The 16,249-nt window shown below is 58.1% G+C and carries 19 protein-coding genes; 15 read left to right on the forward strand and 4 right to left on the reverse strand.

What is annotated here, in order from left to right; genetic code table 11:
* Positions 1–28 precede the first annotated feature (28 nt).
* Positions 29–154, reverse strand: coding sequence for a type B 50S ribosomal protein L36 (gene ykgO, locus ACILQA_RS04760; protein ID WP_125229386.1), 126 nt, complete (start codon positions 152–154; stop codon positions 29–31).
* Positions 155–307: 153 nt separating this feature from the next.
* Here ykgO and ACILQA_RS04765 point away from each other — a divergent pair, with 153 nt between their 5' ends.
* The 13 genes from ACILQA_RS04765 (at position 308) to ACILQA_RS04825 (ending at position 11,780) form a co-directional block, all read left to right on the forward strand.
* Positions 308–901 carry a DUF4136 domain-containing protein gene (locus ACILQA_RS04765; protein ID WP_395628650.1) on the forward strand — a complete coding sequence of 198 codons (594 nt, stop codon included), beginning with the start codon at positions 308–310 and terminating at the stop codon, positions 899–901.
* A gap of 25 nt (positions 902–926) precedes the next feature.
* The gene (locus ACILQA_RS04770) at positions 927–2,063 is read left to right on the forward strand and encodes a M14-type cytosolic carboxypeptidase (protein ID WP_395628651.1); all 1,137 of its coding nucleotides are present in this window, start codon (positions 927–929) and stop codon (positions 2,061–2,063) included.
* A 9-nt stretch (positions 2,064–2,072) separates the two neighbouring features.
* Complete coding sequence (locus ACILQA_RS04775) at positions 2,073–2,528, forward strand: GNAT family N-acetyltransferase (protein ID WP_395628652.1); 456 nt, start codon at positions 2,073–2,075, stop codon at positions 2,526–2,528.
* 42 nt (positions 2,529–2,570) lie between these two features.
* Complete coding sequence (gene gpmA / locus ACILQA_RS04780) at positions 2,571–3,254, forward strand: 2,3-diphosphoglycerate-dependent phosphoglycerate mutase (protein ID WP_395628653.1); 684 nt, start codon at positions 2,571–2,573, stop codon at positions 3,252–3,254.
* Between the two features lie 113 nt (positions 3,255–3,367).
* Positions 3,368–3,856: a 5-(carboxyamino)imidazole ribonucleotide mutase gene (gene purE / locus ACILQA_RS04785; RefSeq protein ID WP_395628654.1), complete on the forward strand. Its 489-nt coding sequence runs from the start codon at positions 3,368–3,370 to the stop codon at positions 3,854–3,856.
* Between the two features lie 10 nt (positions 3,857–3,866).
* A complete protein-coding gene (locus ACILQA_RS04790) occupies positions 3,867–4,937 on the forward strand; it encodes a 5-(carboxyamino)imidazole ribonucleotide synthase (RefSeq protein ID WP_395628655.1) in 1,071 nt (356 codons plus the stop codon).
* Positions 4,938–4,960: 23 nt separating this feature from the next.
* The gene (locus ACILQA_RS04795; protein ID WP_395628656.1) at positions 4,961–5,458 is read left to right on the forward strand and encodes a dihydrofolate reductase; all 498 of its coding nucleotides are present in this window, start codon (positions 4,961–4,963) and stop codon (positions 5,456–5,458) included.
* 22 nt (positions 5,459–5,480) lie between these two features.
* Positions 5,481–6,668, forward strand: coding sequence for a dipeptidase (locus tag ACILQA_RS04800; RefSeq protein ID WP_395628657.1), 1,188 nt, complete (start codon positions 5,481–5,483; stop codon positions 6,666–6,668).
* Positions 6,669–6,670: 2 nt separating this feature from the next.
* Positions 6,671–7,600, forward strand: a complete 930-nt coding sequence (locus ACILQA_RS04805) for a bifunctional riboflavin kinase/FAD synthetase (RefSeq protein WP_395628667.1) — start codon at positions 6,671–6,673, stop codon at positions 7,598–7,600.
* A gap of 195 nt (positions 7,601–7,795) precedes the next feature.
* A complete protein-coding gene (ileS, locus tag ACILQA_RS04810; RefSeq protein ID WP_395628658.1) occupies positions 7,796–10,570 on the forward strand; it encodes an isoleucine--tRNA ligase in 2,775 nt (924 codons plus the stop codon).
* A complete protein-coding gene (gene lspA, locus ACILQA_RS04815; RefSeq protein ID WP_395628659.1) occupies positions 10,567–11,115 on the forward strand; it encodes a signal peptidase II in 549 nt (182 codons plus the stop codon). Before ileS ends, lspA begins: the two co-directional genes overlap by 4 nt.
* On the forward strand, positions 11,112–11,375 hold the full coding sequence (locus tag ACILQA_RS04820) for a DUF3035 domain-containing protein (RefSeq protein ID WP_395628660.1): 264 nt from the start codon (positions 11,112–11,114) through the stop codon (positions 11,373–11,375). The genes lspA and ACILQA_RS04820 overlap by 4 nt, the downstream gene beginning before the upstream one ends.
* Before the next feature lie 12 nt (positions 11,376–11,387).
* Complete coding sequence (locus ACILQA_RS04825) at positions 11,388–11,780, forward strand: DUF3035 domain-containing protein (protein WP_395628661.1); 393 nt, start codon at positions 11,388–11,390, stop codon at positions 11,778–11,780.
* 21 nt (positions 11,781–11,801) lie between these two features.
* Here ACILQA_RS04825 and dxs read toward each other — a convergent pair whose 3' ends face one another.
* From dxs to ACILQA_RS04840, 3 genes are read right to left on the reverse strand one after another with little or no spacing between them, the layout of a single operon-like run.
* Positions 11,802–13,733 carry a 1-deoxy-D-xylulose-5-phosphate synthase gene (dxs, locus tag ACILQA_RS04830; RefSeq protein WP_395628662.1) on the reverse strand — a complete coding sequence of 644 codons (1,932 nt, stop codon included), beginning with the start codon at positions 13,731–13,733 and terminating at the stop codon, positions 11,802–11,804.
* 54 nt (positions 13,734–13,787) lie between these two features.
* On the reverse strand, positions 13,788–14,246 hold the full coding sequence (locus tag ACILQA_RS04835; RefSeq protein ID WP_395628663.1) for a Fur family transcriptional regulator: 459 nt from the start codon (positions 14,244–14,246) through the stop codon (positions 13,788–13,790).
* 42 nt (positions 14,247–14,288) lie between these two features.
* Entirely contained in the window at positions 14,289–14,654 is a 366-nt protein-coding gene (locus ACILQA_RS04840; RefSeq protein WP_395628664.1) for a MerC domain-containing protein, read from the reverse strand.
* A gap of 126 nt (positions 14,655–14,780) precedes the next feature.
* Between ACILQA_RS04840 and ACILQA_RS04845 the strand changes: the two genes are divergently transcribed.
* On the forward strand, positions 14,781–15,839 hold the full coding sequence (locus ACILQA_RS04845) for a COX15/CtaA family protein (RefSeq protein ID WP_395628665.1): 1,059 nt from the start codon (positions 14,781–14,783) through the stop codon (positions 15,837–15,839).
* A gap of 143 nt (positions 15,840–15,982) precedes the next feature.
* A partial coding sequence (gene rplM, locus ACILQA_RS04850; RefSeq protein WP_395628666.1) for a 50S ribosomal protein L13 occupies positions 15,983–16,249 on the forward strand: 267 nt, incomplete at its 3' end.

Raw genomic sequence — 16,249 nt, forward strand, 5'->3', positions numbered from 1 at the left:
CTGCCCGCATTGCGCAGGCAGCGGCCAATTAACCCTGGCGCGCCTTAAAGCGTGGCTGGGTCTTGTTGATGACATAGGTCCGGCCACGACGACGAATCACGCGGTTGTCACGATGGCGGCCTTTGAGCGACTTGAGAGAATTAACGACTTTCATCGGATTTACCCGTCTTTTTGATGCATAAAGCTTGAATTGAAGGCGCGCTCCTATGGGTGGGGCGGCGTAAAGTCAAGCGCGTTCGGCGCTATTATGCGATTCAGCCCCCATAGATAGCTTGCCATGATATATGACGCGCTTAAGGATAGGACCATGATGAAAACTCCCAGAATCTTGCCGCTTCTCGCGCTTTCACTGTTGTCGGCCTGTGTCGTTCCCACTGGCCCTGTCGAGGTTACGCGTTTTAACCGCGCAGCCGAAGGCGTGCCTTATGGCAAGGGCAGTTTTGGGGTTGAGGTTGCCGGCGAATCGGCGGCGGACCGATCGCTATCGGCTTCGCCTTATGTTGCGGCGGTGACGCGCGAAATGCAGCGGGTCGGCTATCGCAATCAAGCGGGTACAAGCGATATTGTTGCCGAAATACGCTTTGGCGCGACGATGATACGTCCGGATCGCCCGTCACCGGTTTCCGTGGGCGTCGGCGGATCAACCGGCAGCTATGGGTCGGGCATTGGTTTGGGCGTTGGCATCAATCTCGGCGGCGGGTCGGCAGCGCAATTGCAGACCAGTTTGTCGGTGCGCATCATCCGGCGCAGTGACCAGCTGGTGATCTGGGAAGGGACCGCGGTGCAATCTGCCAAAGCGGGCTCGCCTGCCGCGCAGCCCGGCATTGCTGCCGCTAAATTGGCCGAAGCCTTGTTTAAGGACTTCCCCGGCGTGTCTGGCGAGACTATCCGCGTTCCATAAACTTCATTGCGAGAACGAACCAAAAATGCCGATCACCGATATCAATGCTGCCTTCGACAGCGGTAACATCATAGTGCACGCCATCAATGGCAACAGCGCCACCCTTGGCATTCGCAAGGATAAGGATTCGGAGTTTGCGCAATGGTTCCACTTCCGCGTTGCGTGCGCAGCGGGCGAGGAACTTGAACTGCGCATAACGGGCTTGGAAGGCAGCGCCTATCCCGGCGGCTGGCCAGATTATCGCGCCTGCGTTTCCGAAGACCGCGACTACTGGGGCCGCGCCGATACGAGCTATGACAAAGCTGCGGACGGCGGCACCCTGACCATTCGCTACACGCCCGCCAGCGACATCGTCTGGTTCGCCTATTTCGCGCCCTTTAGCATGGAACGGCACCATGATCTGATTTCTGACGCCGCAACATGCGAAGGCGTCACCTATCGTTGCTTGGGCCACAGCCTTGAAGGGCAACCCATTGATTGCCTGTCGATGGGGGATGGCGAAACGCAGGTCTGGTTGTACGCGCGCCAGCATCCGGGCGAAACACAGGCCGAATATTGGATGGAAGGTGCGCTGGATATGCTCACCGACCTCAGCGATCCGCACACGCGGGTGTTGCTGGAAAAATGCCGGCTGCATATCGTGCCCAATTGCAATCCCGACGGCAGCTGCCGCGGACATTTGCGCACCAATTTTGCGGGCGTAAACCTGAACCGCGAATGGGCCGATCCAAGCTTGGAGCGTAGTCCAGAGGTTCTGGCTATTCGCAACGCCATGGATGAAACCGGCGTGCATTGGGCGATGGATGTTCACGGGGATGAAGCCATTCCCGCTGCATTCATGGCCGGGTTTGAAGGCATCCCGTCATGGACCGATGATCAAGGCGCGCGATATAACAATTTCATCAACCGCCTCGCCGCGCGCACACCCGATTTCCAGACCGAGCTGGGTTACACCAAAGCGGGGCCGGGCAAAGCCAACCTGACCATGTCGACAAACCAGCTCGCCGAACGTTTTGGCCCGTCGCATCAATGCGTGTCGATGACGCTCGAAATGCCTTACAAAGACACGGTGCATGGCAATGATCCCTATCAGGGCTGGTCACCAGAGCGGTGCCGCCTGCTGGCCCGCGAGTGCCTCGCGACGCTGGCGGAGATGGTGTAAGCAGTCCTTATGCGCATCATCGTGGATGATCTTTCCGGCAGTGAAATCCGCGCATTGCTGGAAACGCATTTTGCCGGGATGCTGGCAAGCTCGCCACCGGAAAGTTGCCATTTTCTGGATTTCGACGGGCTGAATGCGCCCGATGTGACCTTTTGGTCGATTTGGGACGGGGATGCGCTTGCGGGGTGCGGGGCTTTGAAAGAGCTGACGCCCGAACATGGCGAGGTCAAATCGATGCGCACGCATGCGGACCATTTGCGCAAAGGTGTTGGCGCCAACATGCTGACGCATATCATTTCGCAAGCGCGCGCCCGGGGTTATCACTGCTTGAGCCTTGAGACAGGATCGTCGGCGGATTTCGCGCCGGCGTTGGCGCTGTATGAAGCGCACGGGTTTGAATATTGCCCACCCTTTGGCGATTATGTCGAAGACCCGTTTAGCCGTTTCATGACCTTGGCGATTTGACCAACTTGCGTTAGGGCGCGGTCAAACAACGAAGGAACTCCCATGCCAAAGCTTATCCTCATTCGCCACGGACAATCCCAATGGAACCTTGAAAACCGGTTCACCGGTTGGTGGGATGTTGACGTAACCGATAAAGGCGCAGCCGAAGCGTGGGCCGCGGGCGAGTTGATGAAGGCCAAGGGCATTGCCCCTGATGTCGCCTTTACCAGCGTGCAGACACGCGCGATCAAGACGTTGAACCTTGCGCTTGAGGCGATGGGTCGGCTTTGGGTTCCGGTGACCAAGAACTGGCAATTGAACGAGCGCCATTATGGCGGCCTGACGGGCCTTGATAAGGCAGAGACAGCGGCCAAGCATGGCGACGAACAGGTCAAAATCTGGCGCCGCAGTTTCGATATTCCGCCGCCGCCATTGGAGGTGGGATCGCCTTATGACCTGTCGTCCGATCCGCGTTATGCGGGCATCAAAATTCCCGCGTCGGAAAGCCTGAAGGACACGATACTGCGCGTTTTGCCATATTGGGAGAGCGCCATTGTCCCTGAGCTAAAGGCCGGAAAAACCGTTTTAATCTCTGCACATGGCAACAGCTTGCGCGCGCTGGTGAAGCATCTTTCGGGCATTTCGGATGCGGATATCAATGGCCTTGAAATCCCGACGGGCCAACCGATTGTCTATGAACTCGACGACAATTTGAACGGTGCATATCACTATCTATCCGCGCGGTAACACTATCGTGCCGCGCGCGTGCGCGGGCCTGTGATTATCCTATTGTTGCTGGATTGCGCCTTTTGCACCACGCGGCTAAGGCCATGCCATCGAAGTTGTCAGGGGAGTGACACATGACTGACTCAGCGCCGCTTATTGGCATCATCATGGGAAGCCGTTCGGACTGGGAAACGATGCGCGAAGCGTCAGCCACGCTGACTGCGCTCGACATTCCCCATGAATGCAAAGTGGTGTCCGCGCACCGTACGCCTGAGCGTCTATATGATTATGCAAAAAGCGCGGTTGATCGGGGTCTGCAATGCATTATCGCGGGCGCAGGCGGCGCGGCGCATTTGCCGGGCATGGCGGCGTCGATGACACGGCTTCCGGTGCTTGGCGTGCCCGTGCAGTCGAAGGCGCTGGATGGCATGGACAGCCTGTTGTCGATCGTTCAGATGCCCGCGGGCATTCCCGTCGGCACGCTCGCGATTGGCAAGGCGGGCGCTACGAACGCCGCGCTTTTGGCAGCGGCGATGCTGGCCAATAATGATGCAGCGCTCGCGGCGCGGCTGGACGCATGGCGCGCGGCCCAGACCGCTTCGGTAGCCGAAACGCCGGAGTGAGACGAAGCCGATGACTGCGTTGCCCCCTGGTTCGACCATTGGAATATTGGGTGGCGGCCAGCTTGGCCGGATGCTCGCGGTTGCGGCGGCCCAGCTTGGCTATCGCTGCCATATTTACGCGCCAGCAGGGGACAATGTGGCGTTTGACGTCGCCGCGCAAAGCAGCATCGGCGCCTATGACGACCATGCCGCGTTGAAAGATTTTGCGCAGCAATGCGATGTCGTCACCTTTGAATTTGAAAATGTGCCCGTTGCACCGCTTGAAACGATTGCCGGGCTTGTCCCCATCTATCCGCCGGCCAAGGCGTTGGAAGTCGCGCAGGACCGTGATGCCGAAAAGCGCTTTGTCCGCAGCCTTGGCGGACAGACAGCGAACTTTGCCATCGCAAATGTGCCAGGTGACGTGCAGGCGGCGGTCGATGCGGTGGGTATCCCGTGCATCCTGAAGACAATCCGCATGGGATATGACGGCAAGGGGCAGCTTCGCGTCACGTCGCAGGACGATCTGGCCGATGCATGGGCGCAGACGGGTGCGCAGCCGCTGATCGCAGAAGCCATGGTCCAGTTCGATGCCGAATTTTCGGTGATATTGGTGCGCGGCCAAGATGGCGAGATCCGCTTTTGGGACAGCCCGCACAATGTGCATGTCGGCGGCATCTTGGCAACGTCGACGCTGCCCGCTGGTGCACTTGTGGAAAGCCAACAGCAAGCAGCGCGCGATATGGCGGCGGCGGTTGCGACCAAGCTTGACTATGTCGGCGTATTCACCGCCGAATTTTTTGCCAGCAGCGCAGGCCCCTTGTTCAATGAAATCGCGCCCCGCGTGCACAATAGCGGCCATTGGACGATTGAAGGCGCGGCCACCAGCCAGTTTGAAAACCACATCCGCGCGATTTGCGGACTGCCGCTTGGCAGCACCGAAACGGTGGCGGCGCGTGTCGAAATGCAGAATCTGATCGGGGATGATGGCGACGCCTTTGCACAGATTTTGGCTGACCCCGCGGCGCATCTGCATCTTTATGGAAAGGCCGAAGCGCGCCCGGGCCGAAAAATAGGCCACGTCACCCGCTTGTATCGCTAAGTTTTTCAAGGCAAAGCGGGGTTATGAATCATCCCGAAATCATCCTTGTCCTCGCCCGCGCCGCCAATGGAGTCATCGGGAAAGATGGCGGCATGCCGTGGCATCTCCCTGCGGACCTGCGTCATTTCAAACAGATAACCAAAGGGCGGCCCATGATTATGGGGCGCAAGACCTTTGACAGCCTGCCCGGCCTGCTGGATGGCCGACGCCACATTGTTTTGACCCGCGATACCGCATGGGAAGAAGACGGCGCCGAAATCGCGCATTCGGTGGCCGACGCGCTGAAGCGCGCCAATGGCCCACATGTGTGCGTTATTGGCGGCGCGGAAATCTATAATCTGTTTCTGCCGCTCGCGGACCGCATTGAATTGACGGAGATTGCCGCGCAGCCCGAAGGCGACACGTCGGTTCCGGATTTCGACATGGCGGAGTGGGAAGAACTGTCCCGCGAACACCATGATGCGTTGAACGGCGCACCTGCGTTTGATTTTGTCACGCTCGTGCGGCGGGCAAAGAACTAAGCGCGGTGTATTGGGGGACATAATGCGTAAGAAATTCTGGATTCCGCTGACGCTGATTGGCGCGGCTGCGATTGGCTTTTTCGGCTTTTTACCCGGCTATGTCGAAGGTTCGATGAACCAGATTGACGGTCAGCCGCTGATCAAGGTCAGCGATGAGGCCAAGGCGTTGCATAAGACATTGAACATCGTAGACCTGCACAGCGACACGTTGATGTGGAACCGCGATTTGGGCAAGCCTGCGGATCGCGGCCATATGGATTTGCCGCGCTTGCAAGAGGGCAATGTCGCGCTTCAGCTTTTTTCGTCGGTCACCAAAACGCCCAAAGGCCAGAATTATGACGGCAATGGTGCGGACACCGACAATATCACTCTGCTGACCTTCGCCCAGCTGCAGCCGGTGAAAACATGGCGCTCATTGGTTGAGCGGTCGCTATATCACGCGTCGAAGCGCGACCATGCGGTCACCGGATCGGACGGGAAATTGCAAGCGGTGGACAAGGCGCAGCAGCTCGATGCCTTGCTTGCCGCGCGGCAAAAGGACCGGAGCACAGTCGGCGCGATGCTGACCATTGAAGGCCTCCATAATCTTGAAGGCAAAATCGAGAATCTCGACCGATTGTACGACGCCGGGTTCCGCATGGCGGGGTTCACGCATTTCTTTGACAATGAATTGGGCGGGTCGATGCACGGCCTGAAAAAAGGCGGACTGACGCCCTTTGGTCGCGATGTATTGCGCCGGATGGAGGCGAAGGGCATGATCGTCGACATCGCGCATCTCAGCCATGCTGGCGTTGCCGAGGTTTTGGCCATGGCGAAACGTCCCGTGGTCTCCAGCCATGGCGGCGTGCAGGCGACGTGCAAGGTGAACCGCAATCTGACCGATGACGAAGTGCGCGGCGTGGCCAAAACCGGCGGTATCATTGGCATCGGCTATTGGGAGGGTGCCATATGCTCCACCGATCCGCGGGCTGCGGCCAAGGCGATGAAGCATGTGCGCGATCTCGTTGGCATTCAACATGTCGCTTTGGGATCGGACTATGATGGCGCGACCACGGTGCGTTTCGATACCTCGCAACTCGCGCAAGTCACGCAAGCGTTGATGGACGAGGGTTTCACGCCAGACGAAATTCGCGCCGTCATGGGCGAAAATGCATTGCGCGTCATCCGTGCTGGCTTGGTACCGATGGAAAAGGTCGCCACCGCGCAATGACCATTCCCCGCCTTTCTGCCAAAGACCGGACGCCTGACGCGTTGCGCGGCGGTGTCGTTGCCTTGGGCAATTTTGATGGCTTTCATTTGGGGCATCAGGCCGTTGCTGGCGAAGCGATAAAACAGGCCAAGGCAGCAGGTAAGCCAGCGATTATCGCAACATTTGATCCGCATCCCGTGCGCTTTTTTGCGCCGGAATCGCCGTGGTTCCGTCTGACGACGCTCGATCAACGCCAGCGCTTGTTTGAAGAAGCCGGTGCCGACGCGATGCTGGTGTTTGATTTCGATGCAGAGCTGGCCGCGACCAGTGCGGAAGATTTCATCGTCACATTGCTGATGGAACGTTTGGGCATTTCGGCGGTGGTCACGGGTGAGGATTTTACCTTTGGGCATAAGCGCGGCGGCAATATTGACGTGTTGCGCGATTTGGGTGGTGCGCATGGCCTAACGTCGACCGCCATGGGGCCAGTGGTCGATGATGGCGGCGTGATATCGTCGAGCCGCATCCGCACGGCGCTCAAGGATGGCGACTGCGCCACGGCCACCGCCTTGCTCACCCGGCCGTTCACGGTTGAGGGCATTGTGCAGCATGGCGATAAAAACGGTCGGCTATTGGGTTTCCCGACCGCCAATATCGACATGGGCCATTATTTGCGCCCGCGGTACGGCATTTATGCGGTGAAGGGCCGCTTGCCCGACGGCCGCGTGCTCAACGGTGCCGCAAACCTTGGTATTCGCCCGACGTTCGACCCGCCCAAGGAATTGCTTGAGCCGCATTTCTTCGACTTTGCCGAGGATCTGTATGGGCAGAATATCGAAATCGAATTCCACGCCTTCATCCGCGGAGAGGCGAAGTTTGATAGTCTCGACGCACTGATGGCGCAAATGGCGCAGGACTGCGACGAAGCCCGCCGGATATTGGGGGCAGTGTAATCACTCTGCGCGCAGGGCGATAATTGGTAGCTATACCATTTGTCACCCCCGACTTGATCGGGGGTCCATGGTCTGTCTGCGCAGTTTACGCTGACATGTCATGCCATGGATTCCCGCATTCGCGGGAATGACACACGCGTGGAGTGACAAGGAGGTTTCAATTCTCCTCATCTTTGCGCTAAGGGCGCTTCTAACATGACTGACCCTATCGACTATCGCGACACCGTTTTCCTGCCGAAAACAGATTTCCCTATGAAGGCCGGCCTTCCGCAGAAGGAACCGGGCATTCTCGCGCGTTGGCAGGCGCAGGATTTTTATGCGGAGCTGCGCAATCGCCGTCGCGGGCGTGAGAAGTTCATTCTGCATGACGGCCCGCCTTACGCGAATGGCGACATGCATATCGGCCATGCGCTGAACCATATCCTGAAGGACATGGTCGTCCGCACGCAGACATTGTTGGGCAAAGACGCGCCTTATGTGCCCGGTTGGGATTGCCACGGCCTGCCCATCGAGTGGAAGGTCGAAGAGCAATATCGCAAGAAAAAGCTCAACAAGGACGAAGTTCCCGCCGTTGAGTTCCGCGCCGAATGCCGCGCTTATGCGCAGCATTGGGTCGATACGCAGCGCGAACAATTGAAGCGGCTGGGCATCAATGCCGATTGGGACAATCCCTATCTGACGATGGATTTCCAGGCCGAGGCGACCATTGTTTCGGAGCTGTTGAAATTTGCAGAAAGCGGACAGCTCTATCGCGGTGCAAAGCCCGTCATGTGGTCGCCGGTGGAAAAGACCGCCTTGGCCGAAGCTGAAGTCGAATATGAGGATATCGTTTCGACGCAGATCGATGTGGCGTTTGAGATTTTGGAGGCACCGAACGCGCCAGGGCTGCAAGAAGCAATCGAATCTGGAATTCCGCATTTCGCGGTTATCTGGACAACGACACCATGGACGATCCCGGTGAACCAAGCTTTAGCTTTTGGCCCGAACGTTGAATATGCCGTTTATGAACTTTCGGATGGGCGCCGAATTGTAATCGCTATGGCTCCAGGCGTTACTTCTGAAACATTCACTCGAATGGGCGAGGAAGCGAAATTCCGGGGCTCGATAGGGGGTAGCCTCGAAGGCGCAATGGTCCGCCACCCGATGCACGAACTCGGCGGTTTCTTTGCCAAGCCGCGTCCGATGCTTGCGGGCGATTTCGTCACCACCGACAGCGGTACCGGCCTTGTCCATATGGCGCCTGACCATGGCGAGGATGACTTTGACCTGTGCAAGGCCAATGGCATTGAACCGGTGTTCGCGGTTGAAGGCGATGGCAAATATCGCGCCGACTGGCTCTGGCTTGGCGGTGAAGGCAGCGTCATCAATCCCAAATTCAACGCGCCTGATGGCCCCATCTGCACCGCGTTGCACGCGGCTGGCGGATTGCTCGCGGCATCGGCGGATTACAAGCACAGCTATCCGCACAGCTGGCGGTCAAAGGCGAAGGTCATCTATCGCTGCACCCCGCAATGGTTTGTGCCGATGGATAAAGCGACGGCTGATGGTACATTGCGCGAAAAAGCAATGACCGCGATTTCGGACACCCGCTGGGTTCCGGAAAAGGGCCAGAATCGTATCACCGCGATGGTCGAAGGCCGCCCCGATTGGGTGCTGTCCCGCCAGCGCGCATGGGGCGTGCCGATCACGCTTTTTGTGGATCGCAAGTCTGGCCAATATCTCTGCGACGCGGGCGTGAACGCGCGTATCATCGCGGGCATTCGCGAAAATGGCGTCGATGGCTGGAGCGACGAACGCGCACAGGAATATCTGGGCAGCGACTATGCGCTTGCCGATTATGAACGCGTCACCGACATTTTGGACGTCTGGTTCGATTCCGGCTGCACGCATGCGTTCGTCCTTGAAAGCGGACGTTGGCCTGACCTGCAATGGCCAGCGGACCTCTATCTCGAAGGCAGCGACCAGCATCGTGGCTGGTTCCAGTCCAGCCTGCTGCAAAGCTGCGGCACGCGGGGCCGTGCGCCCTATAACGCGGTGCTGACCCACGGCTTTACGATGGATCAAAAGGGCATGAAAATGTCCAAGTCGCTGGGCAACACGATCAACCCGCTCGACCTGATGCGCGACAGCGGCGCGGATATTTTGCGGCTATGGGCGTTGACCGTGGACTTCACCGAAGACCACCGGATCGGCAAGGAAATCCTGCAGGGCGTTTCCGACCAATATCGCAAATTGCGCAACACCTTCCGCTATCTGCTCGGCGCGCTCGACGGCTTTTCGGACGCGGAAAAGGTCGCGGTCGCCGATATGCCCGAGCTGGAGCGTTATATGCTCCATCTGCTCGCGGACATGGACGCGAAGTTGAAGACGGCGGTCAATGATTTTGACTTTAACACTTATGTCCGTTTGCTGACCGAGTTTTGTAACGAAGACCTGTCGGCATTCTTCTTCGATATCCGTAAAGATTGCCTCTATTGCGACGCGCCGACCGATCCCAAGCGGATGGCGTATCGCACGGTGCTCGACACCTTGTTCCACGCCCTCGTGCGCTATGCCGCGCCGGTGTTGGTCTTCACCAGCGAAGAGGTGTGGCAGACGCGCTTCCCAGATGCCGACAGCGTGCATTTTTCGGATTGGCCGGAGGTTCCCGCAGTTCTTGACGCGGCCTTGGCTGAAAAATGGGCGAGCATCCGTGCGTCGCGTATGGTCGCAACCGAACAAATCGAACCCATGCGCCGTGAGAAGATTGTCGGTTCCAGCCTTGAGGTGGAATATACCCACAGCGGATCGTTCGGCGATGTAGATCTCGCCGAAATATTCATCGTCTCGGCTGTTCATCAGGGCGACAGCGCTGGCGCAGTTAAAACCACCAATCACAAATGCGGCCGTTGCTGGCGGCATCTTCCCGAGGTTGTCGACGATGGCGCATTGTGCGACAGATGCGATACTGTTGTGAACGGAAACGCATGAACCCCAATCCTAAATTCCGCCTTCAGGGCATCATGCTGGCAAGCCTTGTGTTCATCGCGGACCAGATCGTGAAATATGCGATGCTTGGCCCGCTTCAGCTGAAAAGCCGCGGTGTTATTCACATCATTTCGTTCTTCGACCTGCGCTATGCCGAAAATCGCGGCGTTTCGATGAGCTTTCTGACGGCAGATAACGATGGCGAACGCTGGGCGTTGGTGGCGCTGACGGCGGTGATTGCCGCGGGTGTTGCCGTTTGGATGTGGCGGGAGAAACTGCGCGGTGATGTGCTGGCTTTGTCGCTCGTTTTGGGCGGCGCGCTTGGCAATATCGTTGACCGCGCGCGATATGGCTATGTCGTCGATTATGCCGATTTGCACATTGGCGCATTCCGGCCCTTTTACATATTCAACCTTGCCGATGCCTGCATCAGCATTGGTGTGCTGATATTGCTTGCCCGCGCCTTCCTGATAAGCGACAAGCAAACCGGTGACGGGGCTGACGTTCAGCAACCCGAAAGCAGCGCTGACATAGTGGAGAAATCATGAAGCGGATCAATATGTTTGCAGCGGCGTCAGTTGCTTTGCTCGCGCTTTCGGGCTGCGGCACCACCAGCGTGTTTGACCGTGACCGGCCAGATGAATTTGCCGTAAGCCGGTCAAAGCCACTTCAGCTTCCAACCGAATTTGCTTTGCCCGCGCCGACACCCGATGCGCCGCGCCCGCAAGATAGCGATACGAAGCAACAGGTTTTGGACGCCATGTTCGGCGGCGCTGCACCTGCGCCCCGTCCGCAGTCGGCCCAGTAAATGGATACGCATATGAAAACGAAATCAGCCCTACTCGCTATGGCGATCGCGACCCTGCCATTGTTGTCGGGTTGTTCCTCGGCGGGCGATGAAGCGCCAACGGTTGGCCGCGCTGCGCCTTTGGTCGTTCCGCCGGATTTTGCGTTGGAGCCAACCGCGGCAACGGCAATCCGTCCGGCCGATGGTGGTCAGGAACAGCTTTTGGACGCTTTGTTTGGCGGCATCGCACCGCGTTCTGCCGCTGAACGCGCGATCTCAACGACTTCGGGCAATGCCGAAATGGGTATTCGTTCTTCGGTCGGTGACCCGCAGACCAACACGGTCAACAAAGGCAGCATCACCCGGGACATCATCGCCGCCCCCGAAGGCGACGGCCAAACCGCGCAGGCTGTTATTCCGGGTTAAGTTTTGAGAGCGCCGCGCGGGTTAAGCGCTGGCGCTCGCTTCCTCCACGCCGGCGCTGTTGTGGCGCAGCGCCTTGAGCACTGTTTCGACGATCTGCGGGGCATTCAGGCCGGCTTCGTCATATTGCTTTTGCGGGCTGTCATGTTCTTGGAACATGTCGGGCAGGCGCATCGTGCGGATTTTTAGACCGGCGTCCATCAGGCCAGCATCGCTCGCGAGTGTCAGCACATGCGCGCCAAGGCCGCCCACGGATGCCTCTTCGACCGTCACGACAACCTCATGCGTGGCGATCAGATGGCGGATCATTTTTTCATCAAGTGGCTTTGCAAAGCGCAAGTCGGCGACGGTGGTGCTCAGGCCCTTGGCATCAAGCGTCTCTGCCGCCTTCATCGCTTCGGCCAAACGCGTGCCGAGTGAGAGAATCGCAACCTTCTTGCCTTCACGGATGATCCGGCCTTTGCCGATTTCCAACTGCTGCGGCACTTCGGGCATCGCAACGCCCGTGCCATTGCCGCGCGGATAACGGAACGCGATTGGCCCGCTGTCGTGCAGGACAGCGGTATAGGTCATGTGGACCAGTTCGGCTTCATCAGCTGGCGACATGACGACCATATTGGGCAAGGTCGCCAGATAGGTAATGTCGAACGATCCTGCATGCGTGCTGCCATCAGCGCCGACGAGGCCGGCGCGGTCAATGGCGAAGCGCACAGGCAAATTCTGGATCGCGACGTCGTGCACGACCTGGTCATAGGCGCGTTGCAGGAAGGTAGAATAAATCGCGCAGAAGGGACGCATCCCCTGTGCCGCAAGGCCAGCCGCAAAGGTGACGGCATGTTGTTCAGCGATACCGACATCGAACGAGCGTTCGGGGTACGCGGCAGAGAATTTGTCGACGCCGGTGCCGCCGGGCATTGCGGCGGTTATCGCGCAAATCTTGGGATCGGTTTCGGCGAGCTTGGCCAGCGTTTCCCCGAAGACGTTTTGATAAGCGGGCGGGCCGCCGCCGGGGCCCTTGTCCTGCTTGCCCGTGACCACGTCGAATTTGACGACGCCATGATATTTGTCAGCCGACGCTTCGGCAGGGGCATAGCCTTTGCCCTTTTGCGTGACGACATGGATCAGCACGGGGCCTTCCGCATTGTCGCGGACATTTTCGAGGACGGGGATCAGCTGGTCGAGATTATGCCCGTCGATGGGGCCGACATAATAAAAGCCAAGTTCCTCAAACAAGGTGCCGCCCATCGCCATGCCACGCGCGAATTCTTCCGCCTTTGACGCAGCCGAATAGATACGGCGCGAAAGCTTTTTGGCGACTTTGCTCGCAAGGCTGCGTAGACCGAGATATTCGCTGGAGGACACCAGACGCGACAAATAAGCCGACAGACCGCCAACGGGCGGCGCGATCGACATGTCATTGTCATTCAGGATGACGACCAGACGGTTGCCCGCGGCTTGGGCGTTGTTCATCGCCTCATAAGCCATGCCGGCCGACATCGAACCGTCGCCAATGACGGCAATGGCTTTGCCGGGTTTGCCCGCAATCTTGTTGGCAACCGCGAAACCCAAGGCGGCAGAAATAGAGGTTGAGCTATGTGCCGCGCCGAACGGATCATATTCGCTTTCGCTGCGCTTGGTGAAGCCCGAAAGCCCCCCGCCTGTGCGCAAGGTGCGAATGCGGTCGCGGCGACCCGTCAGGATCTTGTGCGGATAGCATTGGTGGCCAACGTCCCAGACCAAACGGTCATCGGGCGTGTTGAAGACATAATGGATCGCGGTCGTCAATTCGACGACGCCCAAGCCAGCGCCCAGATGGCCGCCGGTTACCGAAACTGCAGATATGGTTTCTGCGCGCAATTCATCCGCGAGCTGGCGAAGCTGCGACGCGGCAAGATTGCGAAGGTCCGAGGGCACTTTAACCGTGTCGAGTAACGGCGTGTCTGGGGAATGTGTCATGACGTCAGCTTAGCGGCCTTTTATCGGGGTGTCGAACGGGTAATTGCGCCAGCGCTACCCGCAATCGGCGCATTTTCCGCGGACTTCGATCACGGGGCGAACCTCGGCAAAACCGGCATGTTCGGCCGCTGCGCGAACGTTCATGGTCAGTATATCGTCATCAATATGCGTGGCGGTGCCGCAGCTGTCGCAGATCAGGAAAATGCAATCATGCAAACATCCAGGATGCGAATTTGCGAGATAGGCGTTCGCGCTTTCGACGCGGCGCGCAAGGTTGGTGGTCACGAACAGATCGAGTATCCGGTACACGCTGTTGGGTGCAACGCGTTTGCCGCGCTTTTGCGAAACCAGATCAGCGATGTCGTAGGCCGATGCGGGTTTTTCAAATGTGGCGAGCACGGCGAAAATGTCCGCGCGCATATCGGTCCACTGCTCGCCGGCCTCGATCAAAGCCGATTCGGCGGCATGGGCAAGCGACGCGCCTGCATGCTCGTGATGATGATGAACTGCCATGTTGATGATGTAGGCTGTGACAGCCAGTCGGTCAATTGCCCGTCAGGCAGATGCGCGGTGGTTCAGGAAATGTCCTAATGCGAGGCAGATGACGCCCATGACGGTCCAGACAATCTCCATCAGGCCATGGGGCAGCGTCAATGCGCCCGCCATCATGCCAATGCCCGCTGCGCCAACGATAGCTGGCGTAAACAGTCCATGATCCCAAAAGCCCTTACCAAGCGCCAATACGCCGAATAGAATGGCCAGAAACAGGCCGGTTTCATGAATGACCGAGTTGAGCAAAAAACCGCTCGCCGATGCCAAAAAGGCCAGCAAAAGCGTGGTGACAAGGCAATGCACAAGGCACAGGCCAGCAATGCTTAAGCCAAGCCCGTCCCACCGCCATTTTTTCCATGCCTGCGTCATTGCGGTCGCCCTACACCGATTCGTTAGACGTTACAACATTACATCGCATAAATTGCAGCCATTATGACCATTTTTGCAACCTCTGTCCGCTTGCAGCTTGCTGAAATCAGGGGCATATCGTGGCTTATGAATAAAGCTCCGCATTCTGACACCGCAGCCAATCCGAGCCAGTCGCGCCCTCAGGCGCTGATTACATGGCTTATGGGCGTGGCGGCTCTCGTCTTCGCGATCGTCGTTGTGGGCGGCATCACGCGCCTGACCGAATCGGGCCTGTCGATCACCGAATGGAAACCCATCACGGGTACCTTGCCACCGCTGAACGAGGCGAGCTGGCTTTCCGAATTTGAAAAGTACAAACAGATCCCCGAATATACCGAGATTAACGGTCCCGCCGGCATGACGCTGGCGGAGTTCAAATTCATCTATTTCTGGGAATGGGTGCACCGCTTGTTGGGACGGGTTATCGGATTGGCATTTGCGCTGCCGCTGGCGTGGTTTTGGATCAAGCAGGCGATCCCGAGCGGCTATAAGCCTCGGTTGCTGGCTCTGCTTGCGCTGGGTGGTCTGCAGGGGACCATTGGTTGGTGGATGGTGTCATCGGGCCTGTCCGCGCGCACCGATGTCAGCCATTACCGGCTTGCGGTCCATCTTTTGACAGCGCTGATTATCTTGGGCGGTCTTGTTTGGACTGCGCTGGATCTAAAGGAACTGACGAAGAATCCATCGGCAAAGCCCGCGCGCATCACGGGCTTTGCGGGCAGCATCTTGGCGATATTATTTATCCAGCTGCTCTTTGGTGCATGGGTTGCTGGTTTGAATGCCGGATATGTCGCCAACACATGGCCATTGATGAACGACCGCTTCTATCCCGATGGCGTGGATACCGCCAAGGGTGCATTTTATGCTTTGGTCAATGATCCCTATCTCACCCATTTCGTCCATCGCTGGTGGGCGTGGGTCGCGGTGATTGCGCTGATCCTGATGGCACGGCGGGTCAAGAAAGCAGGCGTTCGTGCGGCATCGGCGGCTATTCATAGCGCCTTCGGCGTCCAGATGCTGCTGGGCATTGCAACCGTGATGACGGGGGTCAACATCGTCCTTGCCGTATCGCATCAGGCGGTCGGCGCCCTTTTGGTCGCGGCAACGGTCTGGGGCGCGCATGTCTTGGGACGCGAGGCAGCCTAAACACCGACAGGTATTATTATACCCGTCGTAAAACCCTTGCTTTTGCTTGACTATTGGCCGGTTCATCGCCATTGGCACCGCTTCGCGTGCAGGATCCTTTGCGATTCTGTGCAACACTAAAATTTCGAAAGGTGCGATTAGCGATGAAAACGCTATCCAGAGTTACGAAATCGATCCGTCCACAGGACGTCGAGAAATCGTGGATCCTCATTGACGCAGAAGGTTTGGTTGTTGGCCGTGTTGCCAGCCTTATCGCCAACATCCTGCGTGGTAAGACCAAGCCAAGCTACACCCCGCACGTTGATTGCGGCGACCATGTTGTCGTCATCAATGCCGACAAGGTGAAGTTCACCGGTAAGAAGTTGACCGACAAGGTTTACTATCGCCACACCGGTTACATCGGTGGGATC

The organism is Sphingorhabdus sp. (genome assembly GCF_044239005.1).
In the GTDB taxonomy this organism is placed as follows: Bacteria; Pseudomonadota; Alphaproteobacteria; order Sphingomonadales; family Sphingomonadaceae; genus Sphingorhabdus_B.